10 protein-coding genes are annotated in these 16,743 nt (G+C 37.7%); 5 read left to right on the top strand and 5 right to left on the bottom strand.

Features of this window, described 5'->3' with window-relative positions; genetic code table 11:
• Window positions 1-23: 23 nt before the first annotated feature.
• The 3 genes from ACJVDK_RS15465 to ACJVDK_RS15455 form a co-directional block, all read right to left on the bottom strand.
• Window positions 24-1,427, bottom strand: coding sequence for a sigma-54-dependent transcriptional regulator (locus tag ACJVDK_RS15465; protein ID WP_443937566.1), 1,404 nt, complete (start codon window positions 1,425-1,427; stop codon window positions 24-26).
• Window positions 1,428-1,584: 157 nt separating this feature from the next.
• Entirely contained in the window at window positions 1,585-2,364 is a 780-nt protein-coding gene (locus ACJVDK_RS15460) for an enoyl-CoA hydratase/isomerase family protein (RefSeq protein WP_443937565.1), read from the bottom strand.
• A 2-nt stretch (window positions 2,365-2,366) separates the two neighbouring features.
• Entirely contained in the window at window positions 2,367-2,786 is a 420-nt protein-coding gene (locus ACJVDK_RS15455; protein WP_443937564.1) for a cobalamin B12-binding domain-containing protein, read from the bottom strand.
• 223 nt (window positions 2,787-3,009) lie between these two features.
• Here ACJVDK_RS15455 and ACJVDK_RS15450 point away from each other — a divergent pair, with 223 nt between their 5' ends.
• From ACJVDK_RS15450 to ACJVDK_RS15440, 3 genes are all read left to right on the top strand, one after another.
• Window positions 3,010-4,659, top strand: coding sequence for a glutamine--tRNA ligase/YqeY domain fusion protein (locus tag ACJVDK_RS15450; RefSeq protein ID WP_443937563.1), 1,650 nt, complete (start codon window positions 3,010-3,012; stop codon window positions 4,657-4,659).
• Window positions 4,660-4,794: 135 nt separating this feature from the next.
• Window positions 4,795-6,330 (top strand): IS1182 family transposase, encoded by a 1,536-nt coding sequence (locus tag ACJVDK_RS15445; protein ID WP_443936436.1) that lies wholly within the window; start codon window positions 4,795-4,797, stop codon window positions 6,328-6,330.
• A gap of 192 nt (window positions 6,331-6,522) precedes the next feature.
• Window positions 6,523-8,784 carry a S41 family peptidase gene (locus ACJVDK_RS15440; protein WP_443937562.1) on the top strand — a complete coding sequence of 754 codons (2,262 nt, stop codon included), beginning with the start codon at window positions 6,523-6,525 and terminating at the stop codon, window positions 8,782-8,784.
• A gap of 37 nt (window positions 8,785-8,821) precedes the next feature.
• Here the strand turns inward: ACJVDK_RS15440 and ACJVDK_RS15435 are convergent, their stop codons facing one another.
• A complete protein-coding gene (locus ACJVDK_RS15435) occupies window positions 8,822-9,658 on the bottom strand; it encodes an N-acetylmuramoyl-L-alanine amidase (protein WP_443937561.1) in 837 nt (278 codons plus the stop codon).
• 114 nt (window positions 9,659-9,772) lie between these two features.
• On the opposite strand from ACJVDK_RS15435, the gene ACJVDK_RS15430 reads away from it, so the two are divergent.
• The gene (locus tag ACJVDK_RS15430) at window positions 9,773-11,446 is read left to right on the top strand and encodes a dipeptidyl-peptidase 3 family protein (RefSeq protein WP_443937560.1); all 1,674 of its coding nucleotides are present in this window, start codon (window positions 9,773-9,775) and stop codon (window positions 11,444-11,446) included.
• A 32-nt stretch (window positions 11,447-11,478) separates the two neighbouring features.
• Window positions 11,479-13,020: a sulfatase gene (locus ACJVDK_RS15425; RefSeq protein ID WP_443937559.1), complete on the top strand. Its 1,542-nt coding sequence runs from the start codon at window positions 11,479-11,481 to the stop codon at window positions 13,018-13,020.
• A 672-nt stretch (window positions 13,021-13,692) separates the two neighbouring features.
• Here ACJVDK_RS15425 and carB read toward each other — a convergent pair.
• Window positions 13,693-16,530, bottom strand: coding sequence for a carbamoyl-phosphate synthase large subunit (carB, locus tag ACJVDK_RS15420; RefSeq protein ID WP_443937558.1), 2,838 nt, complete (start codon window positions 16,528-16,530; stop codon window positions 13,693-13,695).
• Window positions 16,531-16,743: the final 213 nt, after the last annotated feature.

The following is a 16,743-nucleotide window of genomic DNA, read 5'->3' as shown; positions in this document are numbered from 1 at the left end:
TTTTAATCTATAATGAAGTTTTTCTAGTCCTCCCCTTTAATCGCTTTAATTTTGTTGTATAAGGTTTTACGGTCGATGTTCAAAATTTTGGCCGCTTTAGATTTATTGTAATTTACTTCATTTAATACGCGCATAATGGTTTGGTATTCCGCTTCCTGTGCAGCATTTCGTAAATTTAAGATTTGATCAGTAGACTTTGGTCTTGCATCAAGCATCTCTTTTTCCTTATCAAAATCACGGACAAAATTGGCCAATTCTAAAGGAAGTACATCTGCTTTAATTTCATTGCCAGTGGTTAATAACGCCACACGTCTGATTACATTCTTTAGCTCACGAATATTTCCTGGCCAGCCATAATTTAAAAACGCTTTTTTTACATCCGCCGAAAAGCCCTTTATGTTTTTACTCAATTCTTGATTAGCAACTTCCAAAAACTTCTCAGCGAAAATCAAAATATCGTTTCCCCGCTTTTTTAAAGACGGGAGATGGATAGAAAACTCATTAAAACGATGATACAAATCTTCTCTAAAGGTTCCCTTTTCAATGTTGGTTATTAAATTTTCATTGGTTGCTACAATAATGCGCACATCTATATCAATTTCTTTGGTACTTCCAATGCGTTTTAATTTACGCTCTTGAACGGTACGCAATAAAGATGCTTGAATCTCATAAGATAGATTTCCAATTTCATCTAAAAACAATGTTCCGCCATTGGCTTGTTCAAAGTGACCAATTTTCGTATAGAGTGCTCCGGTGAACGAGCCTTTTTCATGACCAAAAAATTCACTTCCTGCTAATTCTTTTGTTAATGAGCCACAATCCATCGCAACAAAAGGTTTATCTTTTCGCAAACTATTTTGATGAATGGTTTTTGCCACACACTCCTTCCCTGTTCCACTTTTCCCAGTTAATATAATGCTGTATGATGTTGGCGCAATTAATAGAATTTGTTTAAGCAATGCTTCTGATGCATCACTATTTCCTTCTATAAAATCTGTAAAATTTCTATAATCAGCTTTAGCGGTATTCTTCTTCTCTTCACGCGGTCCTGAATCTAAAGCCTCTTGCGTATGGATTGCTTTATTAATGGTATTTAAAATTTCATCCGGATAGAGTGGCTTAGTGATATAATCGTATGCACCTAATTTAATAAGCTCTACCGCTAATTTGATATCCGAATAACCCGTAATGATGATAACACCGGTATTGGGATAATTTTCTTTAATTTTTATTAAAATTTCTTTCCCATCTGTATCATCTAAACGATAATCGCACAGCACAAGATTAAATGTATCGTTACGCATCATTTCAAATGCCGAACTTCCGGTAATGCATGTTGCAACTTCGAAACCATGACGGGTTAAAAATTTTGAAAGTAAAATTCCAATATTTACCTCGTCATCGATTATTAATATTTTCTTTTTCATGAAAGGTCTAATTTCGACTAAAATCCCTCTCCAAAAACAGTAATTGACTGATAGGAAATGAGTTTAGAGGTGCAAAAATAGTAATACCTTTTTAAACTGGGAAATATTTTCTACAATTTATTTTTTCACAAGTAGCTACAAATCTACACAACAGCCATTACAAACCCTTAAAATTTGCACTTCTTTTTTCTACAAAAGCGCTCACTCCTTCTTTAAAATCTGAGGTACCAAAGCATTGTGCAAAGCCTTCGATTTCTACCGCATATCCATCCTGATTTGTGCCAGAAGCTAAAATTGCTTTAAGCGCTGCTGCCACTGCTAAAGGGGCGCGTTGTTTAACCGCGGCTAAAATTCCTTCTGCTTTCGCTAATAAATCGCCTTGCGCCACAACGTAATTTACCAAGCCAATTTTCTCCGCCTCATGCGCTGTTATCATGTTGGCTGTGGTAATTAATTCAAAAGCTTTTCCTTTTCCAACCAATTGGGTTAAACGCTGCGTTCCGCCATACCCTGGAATCAAGCCTAATGTTACCTCAGGCAGGCCCAGTTTAGCATTCTCAGATGCCACACGCATATGGCAAGCCATAGCCAACTCTAATCCTCCACCCAATGCAAAACCATTTATCGCGGCCACGAAAACCTTACTTGAATTTTCAATTGCATTAAAAACCAATTGATGTCCCCTCTCTGCTAATTCTTTGCCTTCTGAAATCGTGTAATCGGAAAACTCTTTAATATCTGCTCCTGCTACAAAGGCTTTTTCTCCCCCTCCAGTTAGAATTACTCCTTTTACTTCATCATTCGTATTCGCAAAAACAACCATATCAGCCAATTCCTTTAAGGTTTCGGCATTCAATGCGTTTAATGCTTTCTCTCGATTAATGGTCACATATAATATATGCTCTTTTACTTCTGTAATTAAATTCTGATAGCCCATTTTTAAAAATTTCTATTTTCTGCAACCCAATTTTGAATGTACTCCACAATACTTGCCATACTTGTTCCAGGGGGAAATAATTCTCCCACACCTAACTCCGCCAATTTTATGCGATCTCCTTCCGGGATAATTCCTCCTCCGGTAAGCAGAACGTTGGTTAACTCTTTTTCTTTCATTTGTTGAATAATCTTTGAAAAAACAGTCATGTGCGCTCCAGATAAAATGGAAATACCGATGGCGTCCACATCTTCTTGCAGCGCTGCATTCACCACCATTTCGGGCGTTTGACGTAAGCCGGTATAAATCACTTCCATACCGGCATCTCGTAAAGAAGTGGCAATCACTTTAGCCCCCCTATCGTGTCCATCGAGGCCAACTTTTGCCACCAACACGCGAATAGGTCTTTTTGCAATTTCGCTCATAAACTTTGGTTAAGTACACGTAAATGTATCGATTTTCATTTTATTTGAAAACAGATCCAAGTCATATCGCTTTGATTTTCAACAATTCAATTGTAAACATATTTCTACAATCATCTTAAAAAAATATTTAAATTTTATGCAAAATAAGCCATGAATAAACGCATATTCATTATATAAATACGCTCAATGTTATTACATTTGCATTCCTAATTTACAGGTTTTTATGAGTGAAGAGAAGTCATTGAACTTTATAGAAGAAATTGTTGAGAACGACTTAAACAGCGGCAAATATGAAACATTGGTTACCCGTTTTCCCCCTGAACCAAATGGTTACTTACACATTGGCCATGCAAAAGCTATCTGCTTAAACTTCGGATTAACGCAAAAATACGGCGGTTACACCAATTTACGTTTCGACGATACCAACCCGGTAACGGAGAAAACGGAATATGTAAACAGCCAGCAAGAAGATATCAAGTGGTTGGGATTTAATTGGAAAAACGAATTATATGCATCTGATTATTTTGATGAGTTATATGGTTTTGCCGTTAAGCTTATTGAAAAAGGTTTAGCCTATGTGGATGAAAGTTCGGCCGATGAAATTGCAGCATTAAAAGGTACACCAACAGAGCCTGGAAAAGATAGTCCATTCCGCAACCGCAGTGTGGCAGAAAATATGGATATTTTCACCAAAATGAAAAATGGTGAATTTGGCGATGGCGCATACATTTTGAGAGCCAAAATTGACATGGCAAGCCCAAATATGTTGATGCGCGACCCGATTATTTACCGCATTAAACATGCTGAGCATCACCGTACAGGTAACAAATGGTGCATTTATCCGATGTACGATTTTGCACACGGACAAAGCGATAGTATTGAGAACATTACCCACTCTATCTGTACCTTAGAATATGTATCGCATCGTGAACTATACGATTGGTTCATCGAGAAATTAGAGATTTTCCCTTCAAAGCAATATGAGTTTGCGCGTTTAAATCTTACCTCAACGGTAATGAGTAAACGTAAATTGCTTCAATTAGTAAACGAAAATTTGGTAAGCGGCTGGGATGATCCACGCATGCCTACTATTTCAGGCCTGCGTAGAAGAGGCTATACGCCAAAAAGTGTTCGCGAGTTTTGTGAACGCATAGGTATTGCCAAACGCGAAAATTTAATTGAGCTAAGCTTATTAGAATTCTGTATTCGCGAAGATTTAAATAAAACCGCTAACCGTGTGATGGCTGTTTTAGACCCAATTAAGCTCGTTATTACCAACTACGAAAAAGGCACTGAAGATTTAATTGGTGAAAATAACCCAGAGGCTGAAGACGGTGGTGGTACGCGTGTTATTCCTTTCAGCAATGAGTTGTGGATTGAACGTGAAGACTTCATGGAAGAGCCCGCAAAAAAATGGTTCCGTTTGGCCCCTGGAGCAATGGTTCGTTTAAAGTTTGCTTACATTGTTAAATGCGAAGATTTTGTGAAAGACGAAAATGGCAACGTTACTGAAATTCACTGTACTTATATTCCTGAATCAAAAAGTGGAAGCGATACCAGTGGAGTTCACGTTAAAGGAACCATCCATTGGGTAAGTGCGCAACATGCAAAAACTGCCGAAATACGCTTATACGACAGGTTATTCACTTCTGAAACGCCTGATGCTGAAGAGGGTGATTTTAAAGATTATTTAAATCCAAATAGTTTAACTGTATTACCACAAGCGTATATTGAACCGGCATTAGCACATGCCGATTTAGATACACGCTATCAGTTTATCCGCAAAGGATATTTCTGCTTAGATAAAGATTCAACACCCGAAAATTTAGTATTTAATCGGACTGTTACCTTAAAAGACACCTTCAAAAAGTAACACTTTAAAAGCAAAAAGAGGCTGTCTCAAAAAGGCAGTCTCTTTTTGTTTTAAAAAAAGTTGATAAATTCTTGTTTAATAATTTTGTTTAATCATTTGAATTTCAGATATTTAAGTATAAATATTTAGAAATTTATGTCGTCAAAAACCCCTGTTTTCAAGCCTTATTACCAAGATCAGATGATGGCTTTTCCACCTACATTTGACGAATTAATAACTGCAGGGCACCCAGTTAGGATAGTTAACGATGTGATAAACAAAATCAATATCCAAAGCCTGCTAAATGCCTATCAAATCAAAGGCAGCTCGAGTTATCACCCTCAAATGCTCTTAAAGATTCTAGTTTATGGGTATGTAAGTAACGTTTATAGCAGCAGGAAACTAGAAACTGCTTGTCGGGAGAATATTAACTTTATGTGGCTTAGTGGAATGAGTTATCCAGATCACAATACCATTAATCGTTTTCGCGGGGTTCGTTTAAAAGAACACTTGCGCAAAATATTCGAAGAAGTTGTTTTGTTATTAGCCGAAGAAGGCTTATTGAGTATAGAAGAAGTTTATACCGATGGCACCAAAATAGAGGCAAATGCCAATAAATATACTTTTGTATGGAAAAAGGCTATTCAAACCAATAAAGAAAAGATGAAGTTGGCTTTAGCCGATATTTGGACTTATGCCCAAAGTATAACTAAAGCTGAAGATGAACTTCCTGATCCACCTGATTTTACCGAAATAAATAAAGAGAAAGTACAAGCAACGGTAGATAAGCTTAATGAAGTATTAGCTGATAATCCCGATGCAAATAAAAAGATTAAAAACAAGCTGAAATACATCAGTAAAGAATATCCAAAAAAGATAGCTGAATATGAGGTAAAAGAGGCTATTTTAGGTAATCGCAATAGCTACAGCAAAACCGATGAGGATGCCACATTTATGCGTATGAAAGAGGATCATATGCGTAATGGCCAGTTAAAAGCGGGTTATAATGTACAGATATCAACCTCAAACCAGTTTATTGTAAACTACACCATTCACCCAAACCCAACCGATACCACCACTTTAAAAGCCCACATCGAACAACACGAGACCAGCTTTGGCAAAAGTTTAAAAAGCATTACCGCAGATGCAGGATATGGTAGTGAAGAAAATTACGAACTATTGGAGCAGAAAGGAATTGAAGCTTATGTTAAATACAATATGTTCGACAAAGAGCAAAATGAACGATATACCAGTAAGAAAAGCTTTCAAGCCGACAAGTTATTTTACAACCAGGAACAAGATTGTTATATCTGCCCAATGGGCCAACAGATGCATTACATTGGCGATGCAAAACGAAAAACCAGTACCGGTTTCGAACAAACAAGTAAAAGATATCAAGCAAGAAATTGCAGCAATTGCCCATTAAATGGTGTTTGTCATAAATCGCAAGGAAACCGAATAATAGAAATTAACACTAATCTACTCAGCCATAAACAAACAGCTTATCAATTGCTAAACAGCGAGAAAGGAATTGAGAAGCGAAAGCAACGATGTTATGATGTTGAGCCAGTTTTCGGAAATATTAAACAGAACCAAGGGTTCCGCCGCTTTATGCTCCGTGGAAAAGAAAAAGTGGCAATAGAATGGGGATTATTGGCAATCGCACAAAATATAAGGAAAAAAGCAGCTTAAAAAGACTGTTTTTTCATGCTTTTTGAAAAATTGAACAGCTAAAACTGATTTTAGACCATACCATGTCCAAATGATACCAAATTGGAAATAAAATAAAAAAGAGGCCGTCTCGGTATTTTGGGACAGCCTCTTTTTGCTTTTTTTAACATTTAAGCAGCTTTCTTTTCATTAGCTTTAATAAAAATTAAAGATATGAAAGCATTCCTCTCAACTACTCTTTGCCTTTTTTCATGTTATGTTTTTGGTCAAACAACACAGCAAATTGAAAACCAAATGGCCTTTGGCAAATTTTATGGGTATGTAAAATACTTTTACCCAGGCGACGATGCTGCAAAAATTGACTGGGATAAATTTGCTATTTACGGCGCCCAAAAAGTCGAGTCATGCAAAACTGCATCCGAACTAAAAGACAGTCTAAATGCATTAAGTGCTGTTTTAATGCCAGGCGTAAAAATCATGCCGATTTCAGAAAAATTCAGTTTTCCAACTACCCTAACTCCTAGCGATATAAGCGGCTATAAAGAAATCACCTGGCAACATTTAGGTGTTGGTTTAGTGCGAAATAAACAAAGCATTTATCAAAGTGCCCGAACCAACAGACCAACCATTTACAAACAAGAATTTAACGGCTTCGGAACAATAAGTGACTTAAAATCGGCAGCTGATTTGAAAGGAAAAACATTTGTTTTTACGGGAAAAGCGAAAATGCTGAGTGCTAGCGGCCAAGGACAATTATGGCTGAGAGTAGATAGGGATAACGGAACGGTCGGTTTCTTTGACAACATGAATAACCGACCAATTAAAAGTAAAAACTGGCAAACTTTCGAAATAAAAGGAACAATTAATAACGATGCGAAGCAAGTACTATTTGGTGCATTTTTACTCAACCAGGGACAATTTGCGGTGGATGATCTCTCTTTAAAAGTAGATGGAAAGGAAATCTACAAAAATGATTTTGAAGGCGAGGAAATTGAAAAGGAACCCAAAACAATCAACTTTAACACCGGTAAATCAAGCATCGAAGGAGTTAAATATGCATTTGCAGTTAACACGGAAAATCAGAATAAATTTATCGAAATCAGCAGTCCAAAAAACGTTGTTTCCGAACAAATAGTTGAAATCAAACCATTCGAAAAACATGCTAATTTTGGTGAATACATTGAAAAACCAATTAATAACGAGTTAAAAATAGTAGTTCCACTTGTACTTTATGGCACTAAAGAACATACCTTCCCGCTGGTAGATAGTGTGCGAGCCGCCCAAGCACTATTAGCCATTAATAAGCTTAAACAGGAACAATTAACGGTTCAAAATCCATACTTAAGAATTGGCAATATCATCAATACCTGGAATGTATTTCAACATTTCTTCCCTTATTTTGATGTGGCAAAAACCGATTGGAATGCTGATTTAAAAGAAGCCCTTGCAGAAACATACAATAACCCTAGCGATGAAGATTTCAGCAATACATTAAAAAAATTAACTGCTAAGCTAAAAGATGGACACATTTCGGTTTCATCGGTCAAAAACACACATTCCTACTTGCCGCAATTTGCATGGAAATTCATTGAAAACAACTGGGTAATTACCTCGGTTTTTGATAAAAATTCTGCCTTAAAGGTTGGAGATATTGTACAAGAAATTAACGGACAAGATTCAAAAACATATTTTAAAACCGTAAATCAATACATTTCGAGCGCCACAGCTGGATATTTAAATCACCGTGCAGAAATTGCATCCCTTCTAGGGCCGAAAGATAGCAAACTGGAAATACAAGTTGCCGGTAATCCAAACAAAATGCAGTTTGTACGTAATTTAAATGGTGGCACTTATTGGGCGCTTCTTCCTCGACAAGACACCATCAAATCACTTGGAAATAAAATTACCTATATCAGCATCGGCAACGCAAAAATGAAAAAAATCAACGATTCGCTAAAACTGTTAAAAGACAGCAAAGCGATTATCTGCGATTTACGCGGTTATCCCACCGACAACACCGAATTAATTGAATACCTCATGGTTAAAAACGACACCTCGTCGAGATGGATGCAAATTCCACAAATTATTTATCCTGACCAAGAAAATAAAATCACCTATCGATATGAACGTTGGCCCTTAAAAGCAAAATCACCTCATTTAAAAGCAAAAGTTTTTTTTCTAATTGATGGGCAAGCCATTAGCTATGCAGAGAGTTACATGAGTTTTATCGAGCATTACAAATTAGCCACCATCATTGGGCAACCAACTGCCGGCACAAATGGCAATGTAAACAGCATCAGCTTGCCTGCTGGCTATACCATACGCTTTACTGGGATGAAGGTAGTGAAACACGATGGCTCACAGCATCATGGAGTTGGAATAATCCCCAATATTTATGTAGCCCAAACAATAAATGGAGTAAAAGAAGGTAGGGATGAAGTTTTAGAACGGGCAATTGCCGAAGCTTCAAAATAAGCAAAAAGGCTTGCAGATGAATTTGCAAGCCTTTTTGTTAGTATTTGGTATAAAGGTTATACAACACTAAAATATCAACTGGAGTTAGCGTTTTAGTTATATCCGTTTGGATGAAATGAATTTTAAACGCTTCAATGGCTGCAGGTAAGTTTGCGGTATTGTAGCCGATATATTTCAGCGCCTTCTCCGTGTCAAAATCGGCTGGTGGATTTTGTAAAACATCGTCGTACCAAAAGCCAAAGCCCTTTTCTGCAAGTTTCTTCCAAGGGAAATTCTTCGGGTCGTTCTTGCGTCCTGGTGCAATATCTGCGTGCCCAATAAAGTTCGCTGTTGGAATGTTATATGTTTTCTTAAGGGTTGCCAACAACTTAAGCAAGCTATTTATTTGCGCATCCGACCACACATCGGTAGTTCCATTATTATCCAATTCAATACCAATTGATGAAGAATTTAAATCGGTATCCTTACCCCACTTACTTGCTCCCGCGTGGTTAGCGCGTAAATAATCATTTACCATATGAACCACTTTACCATCTCTACTTATCACGTAGTGCGCGCTTGTCCCCGTGCGGGTTAAGGTAAATGTTTTAATCGTCTGTGCTAAACTGTCTTGCGCGGTGTGATGAATGATCACAAAATTAGGCTTGCGGATGCCAAAGTTTGTAGAGCCAACCCAATCCTGGTTCTTTCCCTCAATTGAATCGTACAATTGTCCCGCTGGCGGCACCGTACTAATTATTTTTGCAAAGTCTTTTGCTTTTGTTTTATATACTTTCTCTGTGGCTGCGTATTTATTGGTACTGCAAGCAGCCAACATAAATAGCGATAAAAAAGTAGAACTATGGAGTAATCTCACTGCTCGAATTGATGCCATACATGTAAAAAATTAGCGACTAAAGATACAAAGGTATAAGAAAGGAGGTCCAATCTATCAAATTTTATACAAAGCCTCCAAAATTTATTAAATTAGCCACTTATCCTTTAACTGATGAATTATTTCCATAAATCTGTTTCCTTATTCAATGGTTTAGTCTTTTCTGCACTTTTGTTAGCAGCCTGTTCAAACACATCGAACGAAGCACAAAACGGTGTTTCGCAGCCCGATAGTTTAACGCAATATGTGGCCAATCGCTTACCCATTTACGAAAAAGTAAAACTCAGCACCAATTTAAATGTACTTTCCGAATCAGATCGTAAGATTTTGCCTTATTTAATACAAGCGGCAGAAATTATGGACCAATTGTATTGGAAACAAGTTTTTCCGCAGCGCGATAGTGTTTTAGCGACCATAAAAGATGAGAAGACTAAAACTTTTCTGATGATTAATTACGGCCCATGGGATCGTTTAAATAATGACAAACCTTTTGTGGCCGGTGTTGGAAACCGTCCTGACGGAGCTAGCTTTTATCCTAAAGGGATTACCAAGCAAGAAATAGAAAACTCTAATTTACCCGATAAATTTGGCGCCTATTCTGTTGTTAAGAAAGATGAAAAAGGTCAGCTAAGTACCGTTCCGTATCATGTTTTGTTTGCCGCAGAATTACAGAAAGCAAGCTCTTTATTAAAACAAGCAGCCCTGATAACCGACAATGCTGAGTTGAAGAATTACTTAAGCCTACGCGCAGAAGCCCTAGTTTCAGATAACTTTACAGCAAGTGATTATGCTTGGCTAAACATGAAAACCAACGGAATAGACATCATTATTGGCCCGATTGAAAATTATGAAGACAAGCTTTTTAACGCACGTACAAGTTATGAAGCCTATGTTTTAGTAAAAGATAAAGAATGGAGCAAGCGCTTGGCTAAATACGTAAACGAACTTCCTGAATTACAAAAAAATCTTCCGGTGGAAGCTAAGTACAAAAACGAAACACCTGGTACAGATTCTGAGTTAAATGCATACGATGTGGTGTATTATGCCGGCGACTGCAATGCGGGCTCTAAAACCATTGCTGTTAACCTTCCAAACGATGAAAAAATTCAACAAGAAAAAGGAACACGTCGGTCTCAATTAAAAAATGCCATGCGCGCTAAATTTGATAAAATTCTAGTTCCCATTGCCAAAGAACTTATTGTTGCAGAGCAGCAGAAACACATCAAATTTGACGCTTTTTTTGCCAATGTGATGTTCCATGAAGTTGCGCACGGATTAGGAATTAAAAAAACAATCACCGGAAAAGGTTTTGTTCGCGAAGCGTTAAAAGAACAATATAGCTGGCTAGAAGAAGGCAAAGCCGATATTTTAGGGCTGTACATGGTTACCGGCTTACTTAAAAAAGGCGAACTAGAAGGCGACATTAGAGACTATTACACCACTTTTATGGCTGGCATATTACGTTCTGTACGCTTTGGCGCATCCGAATCACATGGAAAAGCAAACATGCAATGCTTTAACTATTTTCAAGAAAAAGGTGCATTTGAACGAAGCAGTAACGGTATGTACAAAGTAAATTTTGATAAATTTAGTACAGCCATGAACGATTTAAGTGCTTTTATCTTAATGCTTCAAGGCAATGGCGATAAAACAGCAGTTGAAAAAGCGCAAAAAGAAAAAGCAACTATTTCTGCTACTTTAAGGCAAGACCTCGATCGCTTGACACAAAAGAACATTCCTGTTGATGTTGTTTTTGAACAAGGTGTTGATGTTCTTGGCATGAAATAACACCCCTTTATATATCCTTTTATCTGTATTTAATGAACACATTAAACAAAAACCAATTGTTGATCCTTGCGGTATTGCTGCTTTTTTCAACACAAAAACTTTTTGCTCAGAAGCAACCAAACATTATTGTCTTTTTAGTAGATGACATGGGTTGGCAAGACACATCGGTACCCTTTTGGAATAAAACAACCGAATTCAATAAACGCTACCATACTCCCAACATGGAACGTATGGCCAAATCGGGCATGAAATTTACAAATGCGTATGCAAATCCGGTTTGTACTCCCACGCGCGTGAGTTTTATTACCGGGGTAAATTCATCCAGAACACATGTAACCAACTGGACCAATCCCGACAAAAACGTAAATACCGACCGTAAAGACAGCACCTTATTGTCTGTAAATTGGAACATTAATGGTTTTAGCCCTCAACCAAATGAACCCCGCACTTTTTACGCCACCGCATTGCCAGCTGTTTTAAAAGAAAACGGATATTACACGGTGCATAGCGGAAAAGCGCATTTTGGTTCAAAAGGAACTCCTGGTTCAAATCCGTTAAATGTAGGGTTCGATGTAAACATTGCAGGTAATGAAATCGGACACCCGGCAAGTTATTATGGCGAAAAAAATTACGATAATCCGAACAAAAACGGCAAGCCAAATCGGAATGCCGTACCAGGATTAGAAAAATATCACGGAACACATACTTTCCTATCAGATGCCATTACCACCGAAGCATTAGCCGCTATCGAAAAACCCATTCAAGAAAAAAAACCATTCTTTTTATATTTAGCGCATTATGCCGTGCACGCCCCTATTTTGCCTGATAGTCGTTATGTAGACAAATACCTATCCATGGGATTGGATAAAAGTGAAGCTGCCTACGCGAGTTTAATTGAAGGAATGGATAAAAGTTTAGGTGATGTATTGGATTTTCTAGTTAGAAGTAAAATCGATAAAAATACAGTGGTCATATTTATGTCGGATAATGGCGGACTGAGTGTTACACCTCGAGGGGGAACCGCTTGGACCCATAACTTACCTTTAAAGGGGGGCAAAGGTTCTGTATACGAAGGCGGAATTAGAGAACCCATGTTGATTCAATGGCCAGGAGTGGTAAAACCGGGTTCCATAGCTGAACAATATGTACTTATAGACGATTTTATGCCTACCATTATGGCAATTGCAGGTATTAAAAAACCAAAACTTGTTCAAAAACTAGATGGCGAAAGCTTTCTTCCCATTTTAAAAAATCCCGCTTTGAAAAAGCCTGAACGGGAACTTGTATGGCATAGACCAAACACCTGGGGAATCGCCATCGATGCAATGGGGGTAAACTTTGCGAGCGCCTTTAGAAAAGGAGATTGGAAAATTGTGTACGATTTTAGGAAAGGTAAATTAGAATTGTACAACTTAAAAGATGACATTGCTGAAATGAACAATTTAGCTACTTCAAATCCTGAGAAAGTAAAAGAATTAGCCATCTTATTTACGAAAAAGCTCAAAGCGAATGATGCGCAAATGCCCGTTTATAAAGCGACGGGAAAAACCATCCCTTGGCCCGACGAACTTTAATTGACCCCATTCAGATTGGTAAAAGCCGAAAATTAGCACATGATTCAGCTAATTTTCGGCTTTTTTTTGTAACCTTTCCTTCAAACCTCCGTCTTATCTCCAAAAGCAGCACACGCTTAAACACCATTTTTTCATTAACTAAACTTTTCTAAGTAATAAAACTTAATCACCAACAAAATGGATGACAGGAAATTATTTTGTCCATTTTAAATTAACTATGCTAATGAAATACTTCTACGCCATCCTCCTTTTCTTTATTTCCACTACGGCATTTGAGGATCTGAAGGCCCAAACGCTTAAAAATGTCAATATTAGTGGAATCATACTAGATGAGCATAGTAAGCCGCTCGAGTTTGCAAACATAGGGCTATAAAGATCTAATGATTCAAGTCTTGTAAAAACGGCGTTAACCAATCAAAACGGCGAATTTAACTTTTCCATTTCTACGTATGGGAGTTACTTTTTCAAAGCTAGTAATATGGGCTATGAGAACTTCAAAAGTAATTTAAACTGTTAAAACACTACGCCGCGTTAAGCTTGCAAGAGGGAGTTTCCTTGCACACTCTCAAGTTGCCCTTTAAACTGGTCATCGCTTATAGTTGCTGTAAAACTGCTTTGCTAAAAAACAACAGGCAAAAAAAAATCCCTTTTTGCAAAGGGATTTTTCGTTTATTATTTACTCAAATACATTGATTTGTCTTTGTATAACTTACGGAAGTAAGGGTCTTCTAAATCTTTGATGAAACGAATGGCTTCTCCAGTCGATTTCATTTCCGGACCTAATTCTTTCGCTACTTCAGGGAATTTCTCGTATGAGAATACTGGTTCTTTAATCGCAAATCCATCTAATTTACGTACGATGTTAAAATCTTTCAATTTAGCAACCCCCAACATAATTTTAGCCGCTATGTTGATGTATGGTACATCGTATGCTTTAGCGATAAAAGGAACCGTACGTGAAGCACGTGGATTGGCTTCGATTACGTATACTTTCTCGTCTTTAACAGCAAACTGAATGTTTAACAAGCCGCGTACATTTAATGCCTTTGCAATTTTAATTGAATATTCTTCCATTGCATCGGTAACAGTTTTCGACAAGCTGAATGGCGGTAAAACTGCGCTTGAATCACCTGAGTGAATACCTGCAGGCTCAATGTGCTCCATCATACCAACAATGTGTACGTCGTCTCCGTCTGAAATTGAATCTGACTCGGCTTCTTCTGCACGGTCTAAGAAGTGATCAATTAACACACGGTTTCCAGGTAAATCGCCTAATAATTTAACAACAGCTCTTTCTAAATCTTCGTCGTTAATTACAATGCTCATACCTTGACCACCCAATACGTAACTTGGACGAACCAATACTGGATAACCTACTTCGTTTGCTACTTTAATAGCCTCCTCAGCATTTTCGGCTACACCGTAGCGTGGATATGGAATGTTTAATTCTTTTAATAAATCAGAGAAACGACCGCGATCTTCGGCGATGTCCATATCGTTGAACGAAGTACCGATGATTTTGATTCCTTTTTCTGTTAATTGTTCAGCCATTTTTAAAGCGGTTTGTCCACCTAATTGAACAATAACGCCTTCTGGTTTTTCTAAATCGATGATTTCGCGAACATGCTCCCAGAAAACTGGCTCAAAATATAATTTGTTAGCCATGTTAAAGTCGGTTGATACCGTCTCTGGGTTACAGTTAACCATGATAGCTTCGAAACCCGATTCTTTAGCGGCTAACAAACCGTGTACACAAGAATAATCGAACTCGATACCTTGGCCAATACGGTTAGGACCAGAACCTAAAACAATAATTTTCTTTTTGTCTGATACAATTGATTCGTTCTCTTCTTCGAAAGTTGAATAGTAGTACGGTGTTTGTGCAGGAAACTCTGCCGCACACGTATCTACCATTTTATATACACGACGAATACCTAATTCTTTTCTTCTATCGTATACTTCGTCTTCCGTTACATTACCTAACAGATACGCAATTTGTATATCTGAGAATCCTTTTTGTTTTAAGTTGAAGAAGAAATCGCGTGGGATATTGTTTAGTGAGTAGCGTTTTAATTCTACTTCTAATGCTACCAATTCTTGAATTTGGTTTAAGAACCATTTGTCAATTTTAGTTACCTTACGGATTGACTCTAATGGTACACCCATGCTCATGGCATCTTTGATCAAGAATAAACGGTTCCATGAGGCATGCTCCAGGCCGTCCATAATTTCGTTGATGTTACGGTTTTGCTTACCATCGGCTCCTAAACCTGAACGACCAATTTCTAAACTTTGACATGCTTTTTGCAAGGCTTCGATAAAGGTACGACCAATGGCCATTACCTCACCTACCGATTTCATTTGCAAGCCCAGTTCTTTGTTTGCTCCTTTAAACTTATCGAAATTCCAACGCGGAACTTTTACAATTACATAGTCTAAAGTAGGCTCGAAATATGCTGAAGTTGTTTTTGTAATTTGATTTTCGATTTCATCTAAGTTGTAACCGATTGCCAATTTAGCTGCAATTTTTGCAATTGGATAACCGGTTGCTTTACTTGCTAAAGCTGATGAACGCGATACGCGTGGGTTAATTTCAATAGCGATAATTTCATCATCAGCTGGATTAACCGAGAACTGTACATTACAACCACCGGCAAAGTTACCGATTGCGCGCATCATTTTAATTGCCTGATTACGCATCTCTTGATAGCAACGGTCTGATAAAGTCATTGCTGGAGCTACGGTAATTGAATCTCCGGTATGGATACCCATAGGGTCGAAGTTTTCAATCGAACAGATAATGATTACGTTATCGTTGCTATCTCTTAAAAGCTCTAATTCGTATTCTTTCCAGCCTAAAACTGCTTTTTCTACTAATACCTCGTGCGTTGGAGAAGCTTCTAAACCGCGTTTAAGCGCTGCATCGAATTCTTCTTTTTTGTGCACGAAACCACCACCAGAACCACCCAAGGTATACGAAGGACGAATTACCAATGGAAAACCAATTTCTTGAGCAGCTTCTTTTCCTTCTAAAAATGAGTTAGCAATTTTAGATTGTGCAACTCCTACACCAATATCAACCATTAACTGGCGGAAACACTCGCGATTTTCTGTTTTCTCAATCGCGTCAACATCTACTCCAACAACTTTTACGTTGTATTTTTCCCAAACACCGCGTTCTTCTGCTTCTTTACATAGGTTTAATGCGGTTTGGCCACCCATGGTAGGTAACACGGCATCAATTCTAGGTAAATCGTCCGAAGCAATATGCTCTTGCAAAATTGTTTCAATAGAATCTACAGTTAATGGGCGTAAATAAACATGGTCGCCGATAACTTTATCCGTCATGATGGTTGCCGGATTAGAGTTAATGATGGAAACGGTGATTCCCTCTTCTTTTAAAGAAAGGGCCGCTTGAGAACCCGAGTAATCAAATTCGCATGCTTGACCAATAATAATTGGACCCGAACCGATAATTAATACTGAGCGTATGGAAGTGTCTTTAGGCATGATGCTTAATACAAAAATTAAATTTCTAAAGTTACGAACTCTCGAAAGAGCCTAGAAGCAAGAGGTTTTTTGCTTGATGATGAAGTAAAATCCCAATCGTTCTATCGGGATGCAAAGATACAGCATTTTTTAGGGAATTTTCACTAATTTTTTAAAATAAAAAAGAGGAGCTTATTTCCTCTCTTTTTATTCCTCATGAATTGCGTTATTTAT

Origin of the sequence: Pedobacter paludisoli, assembly GCF_052344095.1 — a bacterium.
Taxonomy (GTDB): Bacteria; Bacteroidota; Bacteroidia; order Sphingobacteriales; family Sphingobacteriaceae; genus Pedobacter.
Note: the sequence above shows the minus strand (reverse complement) of the source record. Positions and strands in the feature narration are given on the sequence as shown.

Excerpts from the sequence above, each read along its gene's own strand:
- ACJVDK_RS15465 (WP_443937566.1), bottom strand. The coding sequence starts at position 1,427 with ATGAAAAAGAAAATATTAATAATCGATGACGAGGTAAATATTGGAATT.
- ACJVDK_RS15460 (WP_443937565.1), bottom strand. The coding sequence starts at position 2,364 with ATGGGCTATCAGAATTTAATTACAGAAGTAAAAGAGCATATATTATAT.
- ACJVDK_RS15455 (WP_443937564.1), bottom strand. The coding sequence starts at position 2,786 with ATGAGCGAAATTGCAAAAAGACCTATTCGCGTGTTGGTGGCAAAAGTT.
- ACJVDK_RS15450 (WP_443937563.1), top strand. The coding sequence starts at position 3,010 with ATGAGTGAAGAGAAGTCATTGAACTTTATAGAAGAAATTGTTGAGAAC.
- ACJVDK_RS15445 (WP_443936436.1), top strand. The coding sequence starts at position 4,795 with ATGTCGTCAAAAACCCCTGTTTTCAAGCCTTATTACCAAGATCAGATG.
- ACJVDK_RS15440 (WP_443937562.1), top strand. The coding sequence starts at position 6,523 with ATGAAAGCATTCCTCTCAACTACTCTTTGCCTTTTTTCATGTTATGTT.
- ACJVDK_RS15435 (WP_443937561.1), bottom strand. The coding sequence starts at position 9,658 with ATGGCATCAATTCGAGCAGTGAGATTACTCCATAGTTCTACTTTTTTA.
- ACJVDK_RS15430 (WP_443937560.1), top strand. The coding sequence starts at position 9,773 with ATGAATTATTTCCATAAATCTGTTTCCTTATTCAATGGTTTAGTCTTT.
- ACJVDK_RS15425 (WP_443937559.1), top strand. The coding sequence starts at position 11,479 with ATGAACACATTAAACAAAAACCAATTGTTGATCCTTGCGGTATTGCTG.
- carB (WP_443937558.1), bottom strand. The coding sequence starts at position 16,530 with ATGCCTAAAGACACTTCCATACGCTCAGTATTAATTATCGGTTCGGGT.